Genomic DNA, 20,804 nt, shown 5'->3' with positions numbered 1-20,804 from the left:
TGGGGCACGCGTCCGCAGTGCCCCAGTCTGCCCGTCGTTGTGGCCCCGGTTCCGGCTCGCAGGACGTACCTGACCAGAACCTATAGGCAAAACCGTATGGTCCGACCGCGGATTGCCGGTTGATGCTGCGCCGCGACTCGGCTGTGCTGTTGGTACCGCTCCCGGGACCCATCGCATCTGCCGTCGGGGCCATCCACTGCCTGAGCGCTCACACTTCCGGAGGATATTCATGGTGACGATCGAAACCAGTCCGGGCGACACCGGACAGCGGCGGCCGCGCCCGGCGAGCCGTCGTGCGTGGGGCATTGTCGTTCTGCTGTTCCTGTTCTTCACGCTGAACTTTGCCGACAAAGCCGCGATCGGACTGGCGAGCCACCAGATCCGTGACAACCTCGGAATCACCGCAGGTCAGTATGGGTTGCTCAGCAGTGCCTTCTTCTGGCTGTTCGCGGTCGGTGCGGTCGCCCTCACCGCGGTACTCCGCAAGATGGGACTGCCCCGGCTCTGGTTGACACCTGACCTGTGAGGGATTCGCCCTCACGGTGGAAGGATGATCGACATGCCGAAGCCGTACCCGGAGGAGTTCCGCCGCGACGTCGTCGCCGTGGCCCGCAAACGCGAAGCCCCGCTGGAGCAGATCGCGAAGGATTTCGGGATCTCCGAGACCTGTCTGAAGAACTGGCTGCGCAAGGCCGACATCGAGGACGGCACCCGACCCGGCCTCGCACGGGACGAATCCGACGAGCTCCGCGAGGCCCGCAAACGTATCCGGCTGCTCGAACAGGAGGCGGAGGTGATGCGTCGGGCGGTGGCCTACCTATCGAGGGATGTCAACCCAAAATGATGTTCCCGCTGGTCCGCGACCTTGCCGCCGACGGTATCGCCGTCGCGGTGACCTGCCGGGTGCTGGGATTCTCCCGGCAAGCGTTCTACAAGTGGAACACCGATCCCGTGTCCCGACGGGACTGGGACGATGCCCATCTGATCAACGCCGCACTTGATATCCACGCCGCAGATCCGGAATTCGGATACCGGTTCATCGCCGACGAACTACCCACCCACGGCATCGTCGCCGGCGAGAACCGCGTCCACCGACTGTGTTCGCTGCAGCGAATCTTCTCGGTGTTCGCGAAGAAGCGAGGACTTCATCGCCGATCCGGGCCACCGGTCCATGACGACCTCGTCAGGCGGCAGTTCAGCGCCCAGCAGCCCGACCGGCTGTGGCTGACCGACATCACCGAGCACTGGACCGATGAGGGCAAGCTCTACCTCTGCGCGATCAAGGACTGCTTCTCCACCCGGATCGTCGGCTATTCGATCGCGGACCGGATGACCGCGGACCTGGCGTGTTCGGCGCTGCGAAATGCTATCGCGCTCCGCAACCCGGACGGCACCGTCGTACATTCCGATCGCGGCAGCCAATTTCGTTCCGGATTGTTCGTAGAATTGTTGTCCTGCAATGGTTTACAAGCTTCCATGGGGAAGGTGGGGGCATGTGGTGACAATGCGGCGATGGAATCGTTCTTCGCGTTGCTGCAACGCAATGTCCTCGACCGTCGCCGCTGGAGCAGCCGTGAGGAACTACGGTTGGCGATCGTCGGGTGGATCGAGACGACCTACCACCGGCGGCGCCGGCAACGCGGTCTCGGTCGACTGACACCCGTCGAATATGAGACGCTCCATCAGACCGCACACGCGGCCTGAAACTGCACACCCCGTGTGTCAACCAGGGTGGGGGCAGTCCCGATCTCGTACACCTGGGGTGCCGGACTGCTGATGGTGACCTGGATTGTCAGCATGTTGCCCCTGACCGTTCAGACGTCGTTCGGTGTGCTCCTCGCGTGCCGAATTGCGTTGGGCTTCTTCGAAGGTCCCGCGCACGCGCTGTGTCAGTCGATCGTCGCCGACCGCTTTGCGCCGGACAAGAGGGCGACGGCCGGCGCCCTCGTCAACGCCGGCTCCTCGGTGGGCCCGCTGGTGGCTGCCCCTGTGCTGACCTGGGTGATCCTGACCTGGTCCTGGCACGCCGCGTTCGCTGTCCTCGTTGCGCTGGGTGTGCTGTGGGTGATCGGGTGGTTCTGGTACACCGAGAAGTTGCCGTTCAAGCGGACCGAGGCTGCGGTCGAGGGCGTCGCGAAGATCGACGACCCCAACGGCCACATCGTGGTTCCCTTCCGCCGCCTGCTGATGTTGCAGAGTTTCTGGGGCCTGGTCCTCCTCTCGTTCGCCGGTTACCTGATCTCCTCGCTCAAGGTGGCGTGGCTGCCGGCGTACATGAACGAGGGGCTCGGGTACTCGGCGAGCACCGTCGGCACGCTGGTGACATTGCCGTACATCGTCGCGGTTGCGGTCCTGCTCTCGGCGGGGCTGCTGTCCGGCCGGCTGCTCCGGAAGGGCTACAGCGCACGGGTCGCGCGCGGCTACCTCACCGGGGCGTATCTGCTGGTCGGAGGCATCTCGATGGTGATCTTCACCCAGCTCGCGCCGGGACCGTTGCAGCTGATATTCGTGATTGCCGCGTTTGCGGTCAACAGTGTCGCGTTCTCCGTCGCCTTTGCCGGTGCGTCCGACTTCCTGCCGGCCCGGCAGCGGGTGGCGTTCTTCGGCTGCATCATCGCCGCCTACAGCGTCGCGGGCATCGTTGCCCCGTACGCCCTCGGACTGATCGTCGAGCATGCACCCAGCGCGGCGCAGGGCTACTCGATCGGTTTCATGTTCGTCGGCATCACGGTGTGCGTGCTCGGTGTCGTCGGTGGCGTGATGCTCAACCCCGAGAGGGCCAAGGCCAGGCTCGAGAATCTGACCGCCGAATACGCGGCGCGAGAGGCACGGTGAGCACCATGCGTGGACCCCTCACCGGCATCCGGGTACTCGACCTCGGCCAATACATCGCCGGACCCAGTGCCTGTCAGACCCTCGCGGATCTCGGCGCGGACGTCCTGAAAGTCGAGAGCTTGCGCGGCGATCAGGCTCGGAGTATCGGCACGTTCGGCGAAGCGATGGTGCAGGCCTACAACCGGGACAAGCGCAGCATCGCCCTCGATTTGAGCCGAGAGGAAGCCCGGGTGATTCTCCACCGGTTGCTGGCCGAAGCCGATGTGCTGGTTCAGAATTTCCGCAACGGCTCCGCCGAACGTCTGGGAATCGGAGCGGACGAACTGAGCCGCCGTTACCCCCGACTCGTGCACGGAAGCGTGACCGGATTCGGGGTCAACGGGCCCTCGAGCGCCCGTCCGGGACTCGACATCGCAGCGCAGGCGGAGTTCGGGCTGATGCATGCCACCGGGGAAGCGGACGGGGAGCCGCAACGGCTGGGGCTGCCCGCCGCCGACGTCACCGCGGCCAATGCGCTCGCCACCGGCATCCTCGCCGCGCTGTACCGGCGAACGTCGACCGGTCGAGGCGCGCACGTTCAGACCTCGCTGATGGAGGCGACACTGGCGATGCAGGCGGCGAACTGGGGGGAGTACACGATCACCGGGCAGGCACCGCGGCGCAAGGGCAACGGCCAGGCACACGCCGCTCCGGCTGCAGACGTCGTCAGCCTGACGGATGGAAAGATCGTGCTCTCGGCCTACACGGACGAAAAGTGGTCTGCTCTGTGTCATCTCATCGATCGCCCGGACATGATCGACGATCCGCGGTTCGTCGACAACCCGGCGCGCGTCGCGCACCGGCACGCACTCTTGACGACTCTGTCCGAAGCGTTCGGCACGATGACGCGCGATCAGACCGTCGAGCGATTGCGGTCCGCCCAGATAGTATGCGGCGCAATACGATCCTTCGACGACCTGGCCGAAGACAAGGACGTCGTGGCGTCCGGGGTTCTCGTCGACGTCGCCGGAGCCGACGGCACGTCGTTCACCAGTCCCGGGCTGGCGTTCACGCTCGACGGCCGTCGCCGCACCACATCGGTCGCCGCACCGGCCACCGGTCAGCACACCTCGGCCGTCCTGCACGAACTCGGCTACACGGACGAGGAAGTGGCCGGATTGCTCGACAGCTGCGTTGTCGGCGACTCCGCACTCAACTGACACCCATTTCGAAAGGATCCCTACATGATCGACCCAGAGGTCTTGGACTACGACTTCCCCACCTACCTGAAGGTGATCGCCGACTTCACCGAAAACGAACTCGTCCCAGCCGAGAACGAGATGGTCGAGGCGGGTGCGGTTCCCGCCCGAATCCTCGACCGGATGGCGGCACTCGGCCTGTTCGGCATCTCCATACCCCGCACATACGGCGGCCTCGAATGGTCGATGGAGCAGCAGGTACGACTCACCTTCGAATTCACCCGTGCGTCGTGCGTCTACCGCTCACGCTTCTCGACCGTGATCGGACTGTGCTCGCAGGCGATCCTCGATCACGGCACCGAGGAACAGCGCCTGCGGATGCTTCCCGCCATGGCCGCAGGCGAGTTGGTCACGGCATTCGCCCTCACCGAGGAAGCGGCAGGCTCGGATGCGGCCCACCTGCGCACCACCGCCGTGCGTCGAGGCGACGTGTACCTGCTCGACGGGAGCAAGCGCTACATCACGAACGCTGCCTGGGCGGACGCGTTCATCGTCTTCGCGCGGACCGACGAATCGGACGAGGGCGCCGGCGGGGTGTCTGCCCTCATCGTGGACGCCGACTCACCCGGCGTGCGGACGGTCCTGCCCACGATCATGAACGGGCACGCCGAGGCACCGGTCGGCGAGATCTACTTCGACGGTGTCGAGGTGCCTGCGGCGAACCTTCTCGGGAACATCGAAGGCGCGGGGCTGACGATGGCACTGCGCGGCATCAATCACGCGCGTCTGCATGTTGCCGCGACCTGTGTCGGTCAGGCGACTCGCATGTTGGAAGAGGCGACTTCACATGTCAACGGCCGCAGACAGTTCGGTGCTCCGCTGGCGGAGCTCGGCGCGGTTCAGGCGACGCTCGGGGCCGGCTTCGCCGAACTCGAGGCCGGACGTGCACTGACAGTGGAGAGTGCGCGAGCCTTCGACGAGGGCGACATCCCACGCCACCGCATCGCCGCCGCCAAGCTGTACAGCTCCGAGATGGCGAGCCGGGTCGCCGACCGTTGCGTTCAGCTTCTGGGCGGTGAGGGCATCGTCGGTTCGCACCCCGTGCCGCGGATGTGGCGTGACGTTCGTGCGCTCCGCATCTACGAGGGATCCTCGCCGATCCACGAGCGGAACCTCGCCAAGGCCATGATCAGACAAGTCGGCGTCGACGGGACACTGCCCGACTCCTACCGCGCCTGACACGGAAGGAGCGCCGGTCCGCCGGGGCGGAGGGAAGTATGAGGCCATGGACATCCGACAACTCGAGTACTTCCTAGCCGTTGTCGAGCACCGGGGTGTGAACCGGGCGGCTCAACACCTGCACGTCGCGCAGGCATCGCTCTCACAGGGCATCCGTCAGCTCGAACGTGAGCTGAAGCTGAGCCTGTTTCACCGGACCGGCCGAAATCTCGTGCTCAACCCCGCGGGCCAGCTGCTGGTGGAGCCTGCCCGCAAAGTGCTCGGCGACCTCGTCGCCGCGCAGGACATCATGCGCGGGGCTCGTGAACTGCAGGTCGGGTCCGTCACGATCGGCACGATGCCGGAGATGTCCAGCGAGGCGGTCGCCGCGTGGAGTGCCTCGTTCACGAGTCTCTACCCCGAGATCCGGATCGAGCTGTTGGAGTTTCCCGGCGCCAGGGAACTCTGCGACGAGGTGCTTGCCGGGCACTGCGAGCTCGGATTCACCACCTTTCCCGTTCCGACGGAGAACCTCGAGCGAGTGGAACTGGGGGACCAGAGGCTGTTGCTCGTGATGCCGCCCGGGACCGCCACCCCGGACGCGCCGTTCGAGCTGCGGCGGCTCGAGGGTGTGCCGCTCGTGGTAAGTAACTCGGCGCTACGTGAGAACGACATCGTCGCCTCGATGCTACGACGAGAGTCGGTGATTCCACTGGTCCGGGCGCAGATGCCGAACCGGCACGCGCAGATGACGCTGGTCCTCAACGGTGCCGTCAGCGCATTGCTGCCGCTGCGGATGGCGACGGCCGCTCACCGATTGGGCGCGGTCGTCGTCGAAACCGATCCGGAGATCCGGACGCCGTTCGGCATCGTGCACCGCCCCGGGGCCCTGACCCCCGCCGCGCGGAGCTTCGCCGTCCAGAGCCACGCGGACCTGGCACGGCGCAACGTCCGGATCGCCGAACTGGAGGAAGCGGGCGCGTCGCTTCTCGACGCCGCCCTGACGGAACAGACCGAAGGGGAAATGAACAGACACCGCACTCGGAAAGGACCTGGCACCTGATGCCGAACTGGACACCGTTTCGTTCCGGAATGGACCCCGACCCACGCTTCACGCTCGCGAACGAACGCACCTATCTGGCCTGGATGCGCACGGCCACGGCATTCGTCGCCTCCGGCCTCGGGGTCGAGGCCTTCGGTGGCAGTCTGCTCCCGCCTGCCGTTCGTACGGGGCTGGCCGCACTGCTCCTCATTTCGGGTGCCGTCGTCGCGGTCGCGTCTTTCGTCCAGTGGATCACTGCCGAGCGAGCACTGCGGACGGGCCGCACGCTGCCGGTTCCGGTAATGGCACCGGTCGTCGGTGTGGTGCTCGTCGTCTGCGCATCCGTCTTGGTCGTCGAAGTTCTGAGGTTCTGAATGGTCGCGACTCAGTCGACCGACGCCGGGCTTCAGCCCGAGCGCACCTCGCTGTCCTTCGCACGGACGAGTGTGTCGATTCTCGGGTTGGTAGTGGCCTGCCTGCGTTGGCTTCCGCCCAGCAACTCCATAGCGCTGGTCGGACCGGTGATCGTCGGCGCACTCGTTGCCGGAGTCACGGTTCACGAGCATCGGTCACGGTCCCACCGAATGACGAGATTTGCGACAGAGTCCGCAACACCGGCACTCGGCGCCGGAGCTGTCCTGGCCGTGAGCATCGTCGTGCTGAGCCTCAGTGGACTGTGGGTTCTTGCGCACTGACGTCCGGACTCGGGTGCAGCCGGAACCCTCCCCACGAATATTCTCGTGTGAGACCCACAGGCGGAAGATCGACACCACCGGTGGCACGCCACTGTCCCGACAACCCGATTAGGAAAGCATGAACTACTACATTCCGCGAGGCGGCCTGCCGCCGCAAACCGACCTGACCACCGACCGCGCGGTCTTCACGGAGTCCTACGCGATCCTGCCGCGTCGCACGATGAGCGACATCACCGCCAGTCTGCTGCCGCACTGGAATGGGACCAGGGCGTGGGTGCTGGCGCGGCCGTTGTCCGGATTCGCGGAGACCTTCTCGCAGTACATCGTCGAGGTGTCGTCTGGTGGCGGCAGTGATCGTCCCGATGCCGATCCGGGCGCCGAGGCGGTCGTGTTCGTTGTCGACGGGCCGCTGACCCTCACACTCGACGGGGTCGAGCATGTGCTGGATGCGGGGGGCTACGCCTTCCTCGCTCCCGGCGCCCGGTGGACCTTGCACAACCACGGTCCGGCCACCGCGACGTTCCACTGGATCCGCAAGACCTATCAGCAGGTCGACGGCATCGAGGTGCCCGAGTCTTTCGTGACCCGGGAGCAAGATGTCGACGGCGTCGAGATGCTCGACACGAATGGGGCATGGAAGACCCAGCGGTTCGTCGATCCGACCGACATCCGCCACGACATGCACGTCAACATCGTGTCCTTCGAACCGGGAGGTGCGATCCCGTTCCCCGAGACGCACGTCATGGAACACGGTCTGTACATACTCGAGGGCAAGGCGGTGTATCTGCTCAACAAGGATTGGGTCGAAGTACAAGCGGGCGACTTCCTATGGTTGCGTGCCTTCTGCCCCCAGGCGTGCTACGCGGGCGGGCCGAGTCGTTTCCGCTATCTGCTCTACAAAGACACCAACCGGCACGCCGGCCTTCAGCTCGGACTCTCGTAAATGTGACATGATCCTGTGTGCCCCTGTCGTTGTCGCAAGGGGGCGGCATTCCGATCCGCTGTGCGCAGGGATCAATGTGGTCTGCCGGGAGCGGTGTGTTCGGTGCCGGCGGCTGCGGTGTAGATGTTCAGTTGTAGGCCGGGTTCGGAGGGAAGTTCGAGTGCTTCGAAGTCGAGGTCGAGTTGTCTGACAGCGGGGTGGCGCAGGCGTTTTCGCCCGCTGCGGTGGAAGCGGACGTCTTGTGACGCCCAGCGCCGGCGGAAGAGTTCGCTTCGGTGGACAGTCCCCCGACCAGTGCGATGAGTGCTTTGTCGTGGGGGTTGCGGCCTGCTTCGAGCCGGAGCATGGCGGCGGCGTCCCTGGCAATGGTGTCGTAGTCGACGAAGAATTCTTCGGCCGCCTGAGGGTGGAGGTAGACGAAGCGCGTGGTGTTGGCGGGGCGGCGGGGATCGGCGAGCACGGGGGAGTAGAGGGCGCGGGCGAGGTCGTTCATGGCGATGACGTCGTGGCGGCCGTTGCGGATCCAGGCCGGCGCGTCCGTGATGGCGTCGAGTACTTGCTGGATTGCCGGGCGGACGGTCACCGCCGGGGTGCGGGGGCGGCGGGTGGTGCTTGCTTGCGATTGGCGGGCGAGGGCGAAGAGGTGGTCGCGTTCGGCGTCGTCGAGTTGCAGGGCGACGACCAGCGCGTCGAGGACGCTGTCGGAGGCGCCGGCGAGGTTGCCGCGTTCCATGCGGACGTAGTAGTCGACCGAGACTCCGGCGAGCATGGCGACCTCTTCGCGGCGCAGGCCTTTGACACGGCGGTTGCCGCCGTACACGGGTAGTCCGCTCTGCTCCGGGGTGATGCGTGCGCGCCGGGTGCCGAGGAACTCGCGGATTTCGGTGCGCAGGTCGATCGAACTCATGAGTCCACGGTAGGCAGTGGTCGCCGGATGTGGGAGGTACTGGCAGTACCCGGAACGTCCGTGACTCCCCGGGCGACCGGAATAGGGGTCAACTGGATCGCATGAAAGCGACGTACATGTTCGGCGCGGGCGATGTCCGCGTCATCGATGTTCCTGATCACACCATCCAGTCCTCGACCGACGCTCTGGTACGGATCGTGTGGGCCTGCGTATGTGGCAGCGACCTGCATCCCTATCACGCCATGGACGTCCAGATCGATGGGCCACGAGTTCATCGGTGTCGTCGAAGCGATCGGTTCGGATGTGAGGACGTTGCGGGTCGGTGACTTCGTCATCGCACCGTTCGCGGTGTCGTGTGGCACGTGCGTGTTCTGCGCCGCGGGTCTGCAAACCTCGTGTGTGCGCGGCGGGTTCTGGAATGACACCTCGTTGGGCACGGCGGGGGGTCAGGCCGAGGCGGTCCGGGTGCCGCTGGCCGACGGCACGCTGGTGAAGGTGCCGGTGGGCGAGGACGCCGACGATGCGCTGCTCGACTCCTTGCTGACGTTGTCGGACGTGTACGGCACCGGCTGGCATGCTGCGGTTCGCGGCGACGTCGGAGAGGGCAGTGTCGTGACGGTGATCGGTGACGGGGCGGTGGGATTGTTGGCGGTGCTGTCGGCTCGTCGGCTCGGCGCCGAGCAGATCGTCTTGATGGGGCGGCACCAGGTGCGCACCGACCTCGGTCGCGAGTTCGGTGCGACCGAGGTAGTTGCCGAGCGTGGCGAGGAGGGGATCGCGAAGGTTCGTGAGCTGACCGGCGGACTGGGCAGCGCGGTCGTCCTCGAGGCGGTCGGTCACCGGCCCGCTTACGATCAGGCCGTTGGCGTCGTCCGCGCGGGCGGAGTGATCAGTCGTGTGGGGGTGCCCCAGTACGAGGACGCGCCCGTCGGGTTCGGGAGCCTGTTCGGGCCGAACATCACCCTGACCGGTGGTCCGGCGCCGGTGCGCGCCTACATCGAGCAGCTGCTTCCGGCAGTCCTGGACGGCACCGTCCAGCCGGGGAGGGTGTTCGACCGGACCGTCGGCCTCGGTCAGACGCCGGAGGGCTACGCCGCGATGGATTCCCGCGACGCGCTCAAGGTCGCGGTCCGGCCGTGACCACAGCTTTTTCCGGTCGCATCACGGCCACCCCGGCCGCGTTACTGGGAATCATCCTGGCGAGCTATTTCATGGTGTTGCTGGACAACTCGGTGATTTTCACCGGGTTGCCGAGCATCCGATCCGGGCTCGAACTGTCACCGGCGGCGCTGTCGTGGGTTCAGGACGCTTATGCTCTGGTGTTCGGTGGACTGCTCCTGATGGCCGCCCACGCGGGGGCGCCGGGCAGGGCCTGGCGTTCGGGCCGCTGACGAACGCAGGAATCGCCGGTGTCGATTCGGCGGACGCCCGCGCGGCATCCGGGCTGACCAACACAGCCCATCAACTCGGAATGGGACTCGGGTTGGGCGTCCTCGTCGCACTCTCGGCCAACACAGGCGGCAATCTCGAGGGACCAACAGCGGTGACCGACCACGTCGGCGCCGCGATCACCGGGGGCACCATACTGCTCGCCGTCGCGCTGGTCGTCGTCCTCACGGTGATCGTGCCCGCCGCACGGCACCGCGGTTCGGGTTCGGCTCTGCACCGACCCGCCGCATGAAATCCGCTGGTCGAACCAGGTACTGCCGGTACCTGGTTCGACAGGCACTCCCAGCGCACGCAGACCGAACTTAAGGTTGAAACATGACCATTCCCCAATTGACCTTGAACAACGAAATCACGATGCCGGCAATGGGTTTCGGTGTGTACCAGACGCCGCCCGATGACACCGTTGCAGCGGTCGAGGCGGCATTGGAGGCCGGATATCGGCACATCGACACCGCCGCTGCTTATCAGAACGAACGCGAGGTCGGCGAAGCCATACACCGTTCGGGCATCGATCGCTCGGCCATCTTCGTCGAGACCAAGATCTGGATCACCGACTACGGCTACGACGCGACGCTGCACGCCTTCGACAAGAGCGCCCGCAAACTCGGCATCGATCAGATCGACCTGCTGATTCTGCACCAGCCACTGCCCGGCGAGTTCACCCTCACCGTCGAGGCCTACACAGCGCTCGAGACGCTGCTCGGGGACGGTCGCGTCCGCGCCATCGGTGTCAGCAATTTCATGTCCGACCACCTCACGAGACTGCGGGACGAAACATCAGTGGTGCCGGCGGTCAACCAAATCGAGGTACACCCGTACTTCCGTCAATCCGACGTGCTCACTGCCAACGCCGACTACGGGATTCTGTCCCAGGCATGGTCCCCGATCGGTGGCATCACCTTCTACCGCGACGGCTCCCACGGCTCCACACTCGACGATCCCACCATCGGGAACATCGCAGCGGCACACGGTAAGACGCCGGCGCAGACAATGCTGAGATGGCACCTGCAGCAGGGCCGCCAGGTGATTCCGAAATCGGTCACCCCGTCGCGTATCGCCGAGAATTTCGACGTCTTCGACTTCGAGCTCACCGCCGATCAACTCGCCGCGATCGACGCTCTCGACACCGGTGTGCGCGGCGGCCCGGAACCGGACGACATCACCCGCGAGACATTCGGCCTCGAGATCCCCGAAGCCTGAGGAATGCAGAGAGCGACCCCGGTCAGCGAATGGTAGTGGTGAAAGTGCGTTTTGCGCCCGGCGCCCGCACCGCGTGGCGCTCGCACGCCCAGGGTCAGACCCTGCACATCACCGAAGGAACTGCCTGGTACAGTCCCGCGGCGGACAGAAGGTCGAAGCACACGCCGGTCAAACCCTCTACTGCCCACCGAACGAACAACATTGGCCCGGAGCAAGCACCGACTCGTTCATGAACACCTCGCCATGCTCGACAACGCCGACGACCCGGCCACCACGACCTGGCTCGAGCACGTCACCGACGACGAATACCTGACGGGGCAGTGTTCCCTCGCCACCCGCCGCACCTTATCGAGGCCACAGATTTTCCATGATTTGTGCGACTTCCTGTGCGTTCATCGGTGCCGCATCGAGTTTTTCCGCGCCGGGCCGCAATCCCGCGATCATGACCGTGAGGATTCTGCGCCAGCCGGTGTCGGTGACGCCGCGTGTCGTCGCGACGACGCCGCGGAGGGACCAGAAGATCAGGTCCAGGTCGGCGTCGGTGGCGTCCTCGCGGATGCGGCCGTGCTGCTTGGCTTGCGTCAGCAACTCGAATAGGATGCGTCGATATTCATTCCTCAGAACTGTGGTCTGATCGTCGTTCCACATGCGAGACAGGCATCCGCGGTTCGACGCCAGGATGGCTCCGCTACCGTAGAGCACCTGCTCCAGCCCCTCGCCCTCCGGCGCGGACGCGGCATCACGGGCCAGGGCGAGGAAGTCTTCGAGCACCTGGCGAACCAGTTCACTGATCAGCGCATCTTTGGTGGGGAATCGGCGGTAGAGGGTGCCGATGCCGACGCCGGCGACCCGGGCGATCTCGTCGACGCCCACATCCAGGCCGCGCGCAGTGAACACGGTCGCTGCCGCATCGAGTAGTCTTTGCCGATTCTCCGCGGCGTCGCGGCGCAGCGGCTTTTCGCTTCCCTGAACGCTCACATCGGACCTCATTCGGATTCGTCGCCCACCAGCGTGCCTCCGGCGATCATCGCGAGTTCTGGATGTCGCAGCTCGGGCGACTCTTCGAGATTGGTGGTCTTGTCCCGCTTCATTGCCGGGATGAACAGGGCCGCGACGGCGCCAAGGGCCACTGCCACGCCCAGCATGACGAAGCCGTTGGTGTAGCCGGATTCCTGCGGCACCCCAGACGTGGACGCCCCGGCGGTGACGACGCTGGCCATGCAGGCAGCGCCCAGCGAGCCCCCGATCGTGCGGATGTTGGCGTTCATGCCGCTGGCGACACCGGTTTGTTCGGGTGGCACGGCGGCGACGACAACGTTCGACATCGCCGAGAAGGCCAGGCCGAAACCGATTCCGACCAATGACGTGGCGAGGTAGATGTCCATCTCGGTGTCATGCAGAAGAGCCACCACGAAGTAGCCGATCGCACTGACGATCGACCCTGCGATCAGCAGGTTTTTCGAACCCAGTCGAGCTGCCAGGCGGCCTGAGGCGAGTCCGAGCAGGAACATTCCCACGCTCACGGGCAGCAGCATCAGACCTGACTCGGTGACCGACGAACCAAAGCCATATCCGGCCGACGCGGGCGTCTGCAGAAATTGCGGCAGGAAGCCGAACGCGGCGTACATGCCGACCCCCATCAGCAGCGCCAACAGGTTGGCGGCCCAGACGCTGCGGATTCGCATCATCGTCATGTCGATCAGCGGGTTGGAGGATCGCGATTCAACCACTACCCACGTCACCGCGATGACTGCGGCGGTCACCAGCAGTCCGATGACGATCGGAGAGCCCCAGCCCCAGGTCGGTGCCTGACTGACGCCGAGCAGCAACGCAACGAGCCATCCGGACAGCAGCAGTGCGGTGAGCCAGTTGATCTTTCCGGCGGTGCGAACGGGAGACTCGGGGACCAGGATCTGCGCGGCCAACCCGGCGAGGACGACCATGATCAGCGGAATCCAGAAGAGCCAGTGAAAGCCGAGCACGGTCACGATGGGACCGGCGAGGACGATGCCGAGGCCGGCGCCGACAGCGGTGAGCGCGGCGATGACGCCGACCGCTCCGACCACCTTGTCCTCGGGGAACTCGTCGCGGATGATGCCGAACGCCAGGGGCAGCACGCCGCCACCGATTCCCTGGATCACCCGCGCGGCGATCATCACCGGCAGCGACGTGGCCAGGGCTGCGAGCAGCGACCCCGCCGCCAGTGCGACGAGTGCCACGACGAACAGCCGCTTCTTGCCGTGCATGTCGCCGAGGCGACCCATGACCGGGGTGAAGATCGATGCCGACAGCAGGTAGGCAGTTAGCACCCACGTGACGTCGGCCTGTGTCGTGCCCAGCGCCGACTCGAGGGTGGGCAACACCGGCATCAACAGTGACTGCAGCAGGGCAAAAGCACCGACACCAATAGTGAGAACGGCAAATGTCAGCTGATAGTGCGTCCGCAGCGAAGCGGTTTTCATGAATACTCCCAACAAAGCGGAGCGTTCACTCCGCATGCGGAGAATCTATCATTCGAAGCGGAGGGTCAGCGCGACATCGCCTCCGTTGTTGCCGCGAGGCCTATTCGCGGACCCGCGTCACGACTTCGTTCAGCGGTGCCCGCGTGGTGCGGTAGTTGTTGGCCGGGTGGTCGGTGTCGGCGAAGCCGAACGAGATGCCGACCAGGATCTTTCGATCCGCCGGGATGCCGAAGTGCTCGCGGATGAGGGGGAATGGCTGGCGAGCGCGGCCTGGGGGATTGCTCCGAGCCCGAGGCTCCGTGCCGCGAGTAGGAACGTGCCCACGTACAGGCCGGTGTCGACAGCCCCGTACACCCCTTGCACCGCGTCGGTGGTGATGATCGCGACGTGCGGCGCGCCGAAGAATCGAAAGTTCTCGAATGCCTGGCGGGCGGACGCTTCGCGGTCGCTGCGCTCCACGCCGACGGCCTGATACAGCTGCCAACCGCTGGCGCGTCGCCGCTCACGGTAGACGCCGCGGTACTCGGCTGGGGCATCGAAGTCGAACTTGGGCTGGTTGTTTCGCGCGCTGTTCGTCATTGCTTCGCGGAAGCGTTCCGTGGCCTCCCCGCTGGTCACGATGACCTGCCATGGCTGCGTATTGCACCACGATGCCGATCGTTGCGCGACGGTGAGTAGGCGATCGATCGTTTCTTCAGGAACCGGACGGTCCTGGTAGGCGCGGCAACTCCATCGGGTGGCCAGAAGATGCTCCAGGACGGTGGCCTCGTCCGTCGGGGTGGTGGTGATACCGGCTGACGCGGTCATGTTCGCAACATAGCGCATAATGTATAAAATCAATTCGCCTCGATGCCGGGCTCTCGGTCATCGAGAAGTGACGGGTGGGACGGGCCGCGACGTGGTAGAGGAATCATTGAGGCAACTCGGAAGCTGGAGTGGCGATGCCGAGACCTCCCGGGCCACTGGGGATTCCAGAGGCCCGGGAGGACCGCATCGGGCTGGTCAGTTCCCTTCGGAGTGAGCCGCCAGGTTCTCCCGGAAAAACGGGGTAGCTTCCGCTGCGGCGTGGTCGACGTACTTCGGCACGTCGTAGAAGTCCATGTGGGTGCCCCCCTCCACGACCACGAGCTTCTTGGGGCTGCGGACCCGGCCGTGCAGTTCGGTGGACATCCACAGTGAACCGGCTTCGCTGCCCGCGACGATGAGCAGCGGCGCGGTGAACAGGTCCTCGACGAGGTGGAACGCGTCGAACGTGAAGATCCGCGAGATGCTCTTGGTGAACAGCTGCTTGTTCTTCGCGTTCGGGTGCTGTGCCCGCGGCGTGAGGTAGTAGTCGTGCGCCTCGACCAGGTCGCGGGGGGTGTTTTCGTCCGGCTGCTCCGGAACGTACGGGATGTAGGCCGGGTCCGCCCCTTGGGCCTCGGCGCCCTGCGCTTCGGCGGTCCGCTGCTGAGCGACCGCCTGCAGCGTGGGTACCGCGGCGGCGTCGGAGTCGGTTCCGTACCACCCGCGCCGGAACGAGGTGCCGATGTTCACGGCGCTGACGGTGGTGACGGCCTTGATCCGGTAATCGGTCAGGGCCGCGTTCACCGCGTAGCCGCCGCCCGCGCACACGCCGAGGACGCCGATTCGTTCGGAATCCACGTAATCCAGGCTCTGCAGGAAGTCGACGGCGGCGCGGACGTCCTCCACCCGGGCGAACGGGTCTTCGAGGTGGTGCGGCTCGCCACCGCTCTCGCCCTGGAACGAGGCGTCGTAGGCCAGGGCGACGAAGCCCTCGTCGGCCAGCTTCGCGGCGTACAGGCCCGCGGTCTGTTCCTTCACACCGCCGCCGGGGTGAACGGTGACGATGGCCGGGTAGCTGCGCTGCGGATCGAAGTCGCCGGGGAGATGCAGGTTGCCGGCCATGGTGATCGGGCCGTTGGGGAAGGTGATCGTGTCCGTTGCTGAGTTCTCCTGATTGCTTGCGGTCAGAGGTTCTTGTTGTAGAAGGGGATGAGGGCGTCGAGGGCCTGCCCGACCGGTTCGGGCTTGTCGTACAGGTCGTAGTGCGACCAGCCTTCGGCCACTACGAGCTGCTTCGTCTCGGAGCGCGCGCGTCGGTAGATCTCGAGGCCGTCCCGGTAGGAGCCGAACGCGCCGGGCTTGTCTCCGACGACGACGCACAACGGCTGGGTGAGCAGTACCTCGGCATTGGTGAACGCGTCCCATCCATACCCGGCCGCACGTCGCGACACCAGGCTGCGGGTCGCACCGTTCGGTTTCTCGCCTCGACTGGTCTTGTAGTACTCGGTCGCCTCGACGACATCGAGTCCCATTCCGGTCGCGGCGTCCGCGGTGGGCGGTAGCAGATTTTCGACCACCCGACCGGCTCCACGGGCCTCGGCGGTGCGCTGTGCGGCGACCGCCTCTAAAGTCGCGATCGGGTCGTAGCCACTGAACGCCTCGTGCAACAGGTGGCCGAAGTTCACGCCGACGACACTGCCGACGACCTTGATCCGCCGTTCCGTCGTCGCCGCGCTGATCGAGTACCCACCACCTCCGCAGATGCCGAGCACGCCGATCCGGTCGGCGTCGACGTACGGGAGCGTGACGAGGTGGTCGATGACGTAGCTGAAGTCCTGGACCCGTTGGGTGGGGTCTTCGATGAATCGGGGCTCGCCGCCGCTGGCGCCCTGGTAGCTGGCGTCGAACGCGATCACCACGTAGCCTGCCTCGGCGAGGGCGGTGCCGTACACGTTGCCAGCGGTCTGCTCCTTGCAGCTGCCGATCGGGTGCGCGCTGATGACGGCCGGGTACTGCTTCGACTCGTCGAAGTCCGGCGGGAAGTGGATGTCTGCAGCGATGTCCCAGTACGGCGTCTTCACGCTGACGGTCTCGATCGCGTTCGTGGTCATGCGCTCATTCCCTTCGTCGTCCGGCGGAACCCGCCGGACGGTCTGGATCTCGATAATCGGTTCGGGGGTCCCGAACCGCGTCCTCACACCACTCTGCTGCGATCCACACCCCCGAACCAGAGGCCGGTTATCGGGGGTACCCGCAGCCCCTCCCACGGGCTGCCGACCGTCCCTAAGCTGGTGAGATGGAAATCGCCAAGGAGATCAAGGACTTCCTGACGACCCGCCGCGCACGCATCACACCTGACCAGGTGGGTCTGCCCACGGGAGGTCGGCGCCGCGTCGCGGGGCTGCGCCGGGAGGAAGTCGCGATGCTCGCCGGAGTCAGCGCCGAGTACTACGTGCAGATCGAACGTGGCGACGTCGGAGGGGTGTCGGACGAGGTGCTACACGCGATTGCAACCGCGCTGCGGCTCGACGACGAGGAGACCAAGCACCTGTTCGCCCTCGCCCGCGCCGCGACCACGAGGCCGCGCCGCCGAAACACTTCCCGGGCGCGCGTGGAGGTCCCCGAGCCGGTCCAGGCGCTCGTCGACGCGATGATCACCGCGCCCGCCGTGGTCCAGAACGGCCACCTCGACATCGTCGCGGCCAATGCCCTCGGCCGCGCCCTGTACGCCGACGTGTTCGACCGCTCGGACGGCGTACCCAACCTCGCCCGCTTCATCTTCCTCGACCGCCGCGCCGACGATACGTTCCCCGACTGGAACCACGCGGCCGACGACGCGGTCGCAATACTCCGGGGCGAGGCGGCGCGGTCCCCGTACTCGGCAGCGGTCACCGGCCTCGTCGGCGAGTTGGCCACTCGCAGCGACGAGTTCCGCACGCGCTGGGCGGCGCACGACATCAAAGCACACCGGCGAGGCACCAAACGGTTCCATCACCCAGTCGTCGGGGATCTGACTCTGCGCTTCGAGGCGCTCGAGGTTGCCAGTGCGGCTGGTCTCACCCTGTTCGGATTCACCGCCGCGCCCGGTTCTCCCTCCGAGGAGTCCCTCCGCCTGCTCTCCAGCTGGGCCGCATCCGACAGACCCGAACATCAGCACTCCTGAAGTCCGGGAAGGAGAGTCGGCTGCCGTCGACGTGGCCTTACATCGGTGGGCTCAATATCGTTCGGCGGCGGGCTCGTCGTGGGGCTCTCGGTTCAGGTGGACGGCCAGCACGAGGAGGATGAGGACCAGCGCGACGACGACGGCGTAGGCCGGTAGCCAGAAGGCCGCGATGGCTGCCAGCCCGAGTACCGCGGCGCCGACCGCGCGTGGGATCCAGCCGGTGCCGGTGGTGATGCGAAAGTAGAAAGCGTGTACGAGCAGGTAGATCGCCGGACCTGCGAGCATCAGCACACCGCCCACCCCCGCTCGGGCGGCGCCGGTATGCGCGAGCACCGTTTCACTTCCCGCGGCGAACATGACGAGGCCGGTGACGACGCCGTAGATCACGTTGATCCCGATGTGCACGGAGCGGATCGGATTTTCGGTCGCGGCGATATGGCTTTCCGCGAGTTGTTCGGCCCGCCCGAAGTAGACCGCCCACAGACAGACGAGGGCGACGAAGCAACCTGCGGCGAGCACGAGTGTGAGGGCATCGGAATGATGTCGGCAATCACGCGGCCCAGGGTCAGCACCGTTTCGCCCAGAAGGATGATGAGGAACAGCCGCATGCGCTCCAGCATGTGTTCGGCGTCGAACGGAAGTTGCTGCGTTCGTATCGCCCCGCCCGACACAGGGTGCGCGGTCCACGTTCCGACGAGGTCGATGAGCGCCGCCACGGCCCAGCACCACATACGCCATTGCGTGTCCAGCGCGGCACCGGCCACCCAGAAGGGTGCGGAGACCGCGAACCAGATCAACACGTGGAGGAAATGCCGACGAAGAAGGGGAGTGGGGGCGGTGGCCGCCGCATAGATGGCGGGGCCGTTCAGCGCCAACAGCATCGGGACGACGAACAGCCACGGACTGTCGTCGTAAGCGTGCCCGATGCCTGCGTTCATGAACAACCCCAGGCCCATCACCGTGATCGTCACGACCCCCGTACCGGTGCGCTCGATGTCGAGCAGTGTGACCTCGAAGGTGGTGAAGGCCCAGACACCGCACGCCGCAACGAGCGCCGCCAGGGTCTCGGCGTCACCGCCCCATGATCGAAGGGATGATGGGTGAGCTGACCGATCGCCAGCACGAACACCAGGTCGAAGAAGAGTTCGAGTGGCGAAACCTCGCGATGGGTAATGCGCGCTTCCCGGACCATCATGGATCCCTCCTCGGCGCAGAATCCTATCCGGCGACCTCGAGCGGGACGGCCGTTTCGGCGGCGGTGGGGCCAACGCTGTCGGTCCCCTATACCGAGACGCGAGTCCCAGTCACGCAAGCGGGTACCGCCATGACTATGCGCGTGGCCTTGAACATGCTGAATGGTACGACGTTCTTGCGGTTACCGAAGCGCAGCAAGCGCAGTGGTCATGGTGACCGCGACGAGGAGCAGTATGTAACTGATCGCGTGCACACGGTCGGGCAGACGGGGTGGGCGCCGCCTGAGCGTGACGATCACCGGGAGTGCGCCGAGGAGGAGCGCCAGGGCCGCGGCCAGGTCGACGGAGCCGACCAGGGCGGCCCCGGCAGGCGATCCGGGACCGTGGCCGATGAGAAAGATCAGGGCCGCCGGCAGGCTGATGGCGAGGGTCAGTGGGTTTGCGAGTGCGGTGGCGACACCCATCCCCAGTCCGGAGCGGCGCAGGAGAGGCACCGTCATGACACTGCCGCCGACGCCGAGAAATGCTGCGCTCGCGCCGATCGGTAACCCGAGCGAGGTCGGTATGGCGAACCGTCGCCGAGAGTCGGTGGTGTGCGGCGCCGTCGGTCGGAAGAAGCCCGGTCGTACCAGGACATCAACGATCGTCCCGACGAGATAGGTGACGAATCCCCACTGGATGATGGCGCCGGGTACGAGCCGGGCAAGCAACGCACCTACCACGCCTCCGAGACCGAGAAGTGCAAGCAGGCAACGAGAGTCACGCAAGTGACGCAGCACCGCGCCGGAGGTTGCGGACGTGGCGACGGCGGCATTCACCACCATCACCGCTGCGGATGTTGCGACTGCGACCCGGGCGGCCGAGTCACCGAGCCCTGCTTCTGCCCACAGGACGACCGGGACGGTCACGAACCCGCCGCCGAAACCGAACAGGACGGTGGTCAACCCGGTCACGAGGCCGATGAGAACGAGAACGAACATATCCACTCTCCCGATCGCGACCGACTATCCGGCCGGCGTCGTGCTGGACTGGCACGACACCGTCGTGCGCAATTCCTGTACGGAGCTACAGGAACAATGGTTGTCGAGACAGGCAACGGCACCTGGACGGTCCCCACCGCGCAGGGTGTCATGATTCCTCCCGCCACAGGGCATCGGGTGCGGATCCTCGGCGTGAGTACGAGCTGTCTCTACATCGAACCAGCTGCGGTGCCGTGGTGGCCCACGGTGTGCGTCGTGGGCGAAGTGTCATCGCTGCTCCGCGAATTGCTGCTCCTCGCCGCCGATCTACCCGCCGAGTACGACCGCGACTGTCGGGAGGGTGCCATCGCGGCACTGTTGCTGTTCGAGCTGGCAACTCTGAGGTCGCTGCCCCTGCACCTGACGCTGCCCACGTCGGCCGACCTGGTCGCGTTGTGCCGTTCCTATCTCGGCAAGCCGGAGGTCGGCGTGACGAATGCCGAGCGGGCAGGCCGAGTGGCGATGAGCGAACGCGCCTTCACCCGGCGATTCCTAGGCGAGGTGGGGATCAGTCCGGCGGCTTGGCGCCTACGGGCCCGGTTGCTGGCCGCCATCCCGATGCTGCGCTCGCAGCCGGTGACCCGGGTCGCCTCGACCCACGGTTACGCATCTCCGGCAGCTTTCTCTTTCGCCTTCAGCCGCGAGTTCGGAATGCCGCCGTCCGTGTCGGGTCGCCGCGAAGACGGTTCCGCGAACCGCTGAGTGGCGGGGCCC

General features: G+C 66.0%; 19 protein-coding genes and 5 pseudogenes. 15 read left to right on the top strand and 9 right to left on the bottom strand.

Features of this window, described 5'->3' with window-relative positions; translation table 11 throughout:
• Positions 1–229 precede the first annotated feature (229 nt).
• From FND50_RS20795 to FND50_RS20755, 9 genes are all read left to right on the top strand, one after another.
• A complete protein-coding gene (locus tag FND50_RS20795; protein ID WP_260850570.1) occupies positions 230–526 on the top strand; it encodes a hypothetical protein in 297 nt (98 codons plus the stop codon).
• A gap of 33 nt (positions 527–559) precedes the next feature.
• Positions 560–1,704, top strand: a protein-coding gene (locus FND50_RS20790) for an IS3 family transposase (protein ID WP_144289124.1) whose coding sequence is annotated in 2 segments (ribosomal slippage) — positions 560–839 and positions 839–1,704 — 1,146 coding nt in all. Because the reading frame shifts where the segments join, the coding sequence is not laid out codon by codon here.
• Positions 1,705–1,719: 15 nt separating this feature from the next.
• Positions 1,720–2,835 (top strand): MFS transporter, encoded by a 1,116-nt coding sequence (locus FND50_RS20785; RefSeq protein ID WP_260850568.1) that lies wholly within the window; start codon positions 1,720–1,722, stop codon positions 2,833–2,835.
• A gap of 5 nt (positions 2,836–2,840) precedes the next feature.
• Positions 2,841–4,034, top strand: a complete 1,194-nt coding sequence (locus FND50_RS20780; RefSeq protein ID WP_260850567.1) for a CaiB/BaiF CoA-transferase family protein — start codon at positions 2,841–2,843, stop codon at positions 4,032–4,034.
• A 24-nt stretch (positions 4,035–4,058) separates the two neighbouring features.
• Complete coding sequence (locus FND50_RS20775; RefSeq protein WP_144286928.1) at positions 4,059–5,252, top strand: acyl-CoA dehydrogenase family protein; 1,194 nt, start codon at positions 4,059–4,061, stop codon at positions 5,250–5,252.
• Positions 5,253–5,298: 46 nt separating this feature from the next.
• Entirely contained in the window at positions 5,299–6,294 is a 996-nt protein-coding gene (locus tag FND50_RS20770; RefSeq protein ID WP_144286927.1) for a LysR family transcriptional regulator, read from the top strand.
• A gap of 29 nt (positions 6,295–6,323) precedes the next feature.
• Entirely contained in the window at positions 6,324–6,647 is a 324-nt protein-coding gene (locus FND50_RS20765) for a YidH family protein (protein ID WP_260850566.1), read from the top strand.
• Complete coding sequence (locus FND50_RS20760) at positions 6,648–6,968, top strand: DUF202 domain-containing protein (RefSeq protein ID WP_144286925.1); 321 nt, start codon at positions 6,648–6,650, stop codon at positions 6,966–6,968. It begins immediately after the preceding gene.
• A gap of 118 nt (positions 6,969–7,086) precedes the next feature.
• Positions 7,087–7,911, top strand: coding sequence for a bifunctional allantoicase/(S)-ureidoglycine aminohydrolase (locus FND50_RS20755; protein ID WP_144286924.1), 825 nt, complete (start codon positions 7,087–7,089; stop codon positions 7,909–7,911).
• Between the two features lie 71 nt (positions 7,912–7,982).
• On the opposite strand, the pseudogene FND50_RS20750 reads toward FND50_RS20755, so the two are convergent.
• Positions 7,983–8,680 (bottom strand): annotated as a pseudogene (locus FND50_RS20750) (helix-turn-helix transcriptional regulator).
• Positions 8,681–8,919: 239 nt separating this feature from the next.
• Here FND50_RS20750 and FND50_RS20745 point away from each other — a divergent pair.
• The 4 genes and pseudogenes from FND50_RS20745 to FND50_RS20735 all read left to right on the top strand — a co-directional run bounded on the left by FND50_RS20745 (position 8,920) and on the right by FND50_RS20735 (position 11,467).
• Positions 8,920–9,958, top strand: a pseudogene (locus FND50_RS20745) (alcohol dehydrogenase catalytic domain-containing protein).
• Positions 9,955–10,209, top strand: coding sequence for an MFS transporter (locus FND50_RS36935; protein WP_260850565.1), 255 nt, complete (start codon positions 9,955–9,957; stop codon positions 10,207–10,209). The pseudogene FND50_RS20745 and the gene FND50_RS36935 overlap by 4 nt, the downstream one beginning before the upstream one ends.
• Positions 10,210–10,289: 80 nt before the next feature.
• Positions 10,290–10,499, top strand: a complete 210-nt coding sequence (locus tag FND50_RS36930) for a hypothetical protein (protein ID WP_260850564.1) — start codon at positions 10,290–10,292, stop codon at positions 10,497–10,499.
• A gap of 83 nt (positions 10,500–10,582) precedes the next feature.
• The gene (locus FND50_RS20735; protein ID WP_144286923.1) at positions 10,583–11,467 is read left to right on the top strand and encodes an aldo/keto reductase; all 885 of its coding nucleotides are present in this window, start codon (positions 10,583–10,585) and stop codon (positions 11,465–11,467) included.
• A 345-nt stretch (positions 11,468–11,812) separates the two neighbouring features.
• Here the strand turns inward: FND50_RS20735 and FND50_RS20725 are convergent, their stop codons facing one another.
• The 5 genes and pseudogenes from FND50_RS20725 to FND50_RS20705 all read right to left on the bottom strand — a co-directional run bounded on the left by FND50_RS20725 (position 11,813) and on the right by FND50_RS20705 (position 16,826).
• The gene (locus tag FND50_RS20725; protein ID WP_144286922.1) at positions 11,813–12,457 is read right to left on the bottom strand and encodes a TetR/AcrR family transcriptional regulator; all 645 of its coding nucleotides are present in this window, start codon (positions 12,455–12,457) and stop codon (positions 11,813–11,815) included.
• On the bottom strand, positions 12,454–13,929 hold the full coding sequence (locus FND50_RS20720; protein WP_144286921.1) for an MFS transporter: 1,476 nt from the start codon (positions 13,927–13,929) through the stop codon (positions 12,454–12,456). Before FND50_RS20720 ends, FND50_RS20725 begins: the two co-directional genes overlap by 4 nt.
• Positions 13,930–14,029: 100 nt before the next feature.
• A pseudogene (locus tag FND50_RS20715) lies at positions 14,030–14,754 on the bottom strand (nitroreductase).
• Positions 14,755–14,931: 177 nt separating this feature from the next.
• Complete coding sequence (locus FND50_RS20710) at positions 14,932–15,837, bottom strand: alpha/beta hydrolase (RefSeq protein ID WP_144286920.1); 906 nt, start codon at positions 15,835–15,837, stop codon at positions 14,932–14,934.
• Positions 15,838–15,899: 62 nt separating this feature from the next.
• Positions 15,900–16,826 (bottom strand): alpha/beta hydrolase, encoded by a 927-nt coding sequence (locus FND50_RS20705; protein ID WP_144286919.1) that lies wholly within the window; start codon positions 16,824–16,826, stop codon positions 15,900–15,902.
• A gap of 185 nt (positions 16,827–17,011) precedes the next feature.
• On the opposite strand from FND50_RS20705, the gene FND50_RS20700 reads away from it, so the two are divergent.
• Positions 17,012–17,878 carry a helix-turn-helix domain-containing protein gene (locus FND50_RS20700; RefSeq protein ID WP_144286918.1) on the top strand — a complete coding sequence of 289 codons (867 nt, stop codon included), beginning with the start codon at positions 17,012–17,014 and terminating at the stop codon, positions 17,876–17,878.
• Between the two features lie 51 nt (positions 17,879–17,929).
• Here the strand turns inward: FND50_RS20700 and FND50_RS20695 are convergent.
• The 3 genes and pseudogenes from FND50_RS20695 to FND50_RS20685 all read right to left on the bottom strand — a co-directional run bounded on the left by FND50_RS20695 (position 17,930) and on the right by FND50_RS20685 (position 20,051).
• A pseudogene (locus FND50_RS20695) lies at positions 17,930–18,939 on the bottom strand (low temperature requirement protein A).
• The gene (locus tag FND50_RS37610; protein ID WP_313905327.1) at positions 18,846–19,070 is read right to left on the bottom strand and encodes a low temperature requirement protein A; all 225 of its coding nucleotides are present in this window, start codon (positions 19,068–19,070) and stop codon (positions 18,846–18,848) included. The pseudogene FND50_RS20695 and the gene FND50_RS37610 overlap by 94 nt, the downstream one beginning before the upstream one ends.
• A 183-nt stretch (positions 19,071–19,253) precedes the next feature.
• Entirely contained in the window at positions 19,254–20,051 is a 798-nt protein-coding gene (locus FND50_RS20685; protein WP_144286917.1) for a sulfite exporter TauE/SafE family protein, read from the bottom strand.
• Between FND50_RS20685 and FND50_RS20680 the strand changes: the two are divergent.
• Positions 20,032–20,792, top strand: a pseudogene (locus FND50_RS20680) (AraC family transcriptional regulator). The gene FND50_RS20685 and the pseudogene FND50_RS20680 overlap by 20 nt on opposite strands.
• Positions 20,793–20,804 lie beyond the last annotated feature (12 nt).

Origin of the sequence: Rhodococcus sp. WB9 (assembly GCF_007558985.1) — a bacterium.
GTDB classification, from domain to species: Bacteria; Actinomycetota; Actinomycetes; order Mycobacteriales; family Mycobacteriaceae; genus Rhodococcus_F; species Rhodococcus_F opacus.
Note: the sequence above shows the minus strand (reverse complement) of the source record. Positions and strands in the feature narration are given on the sequence as shown.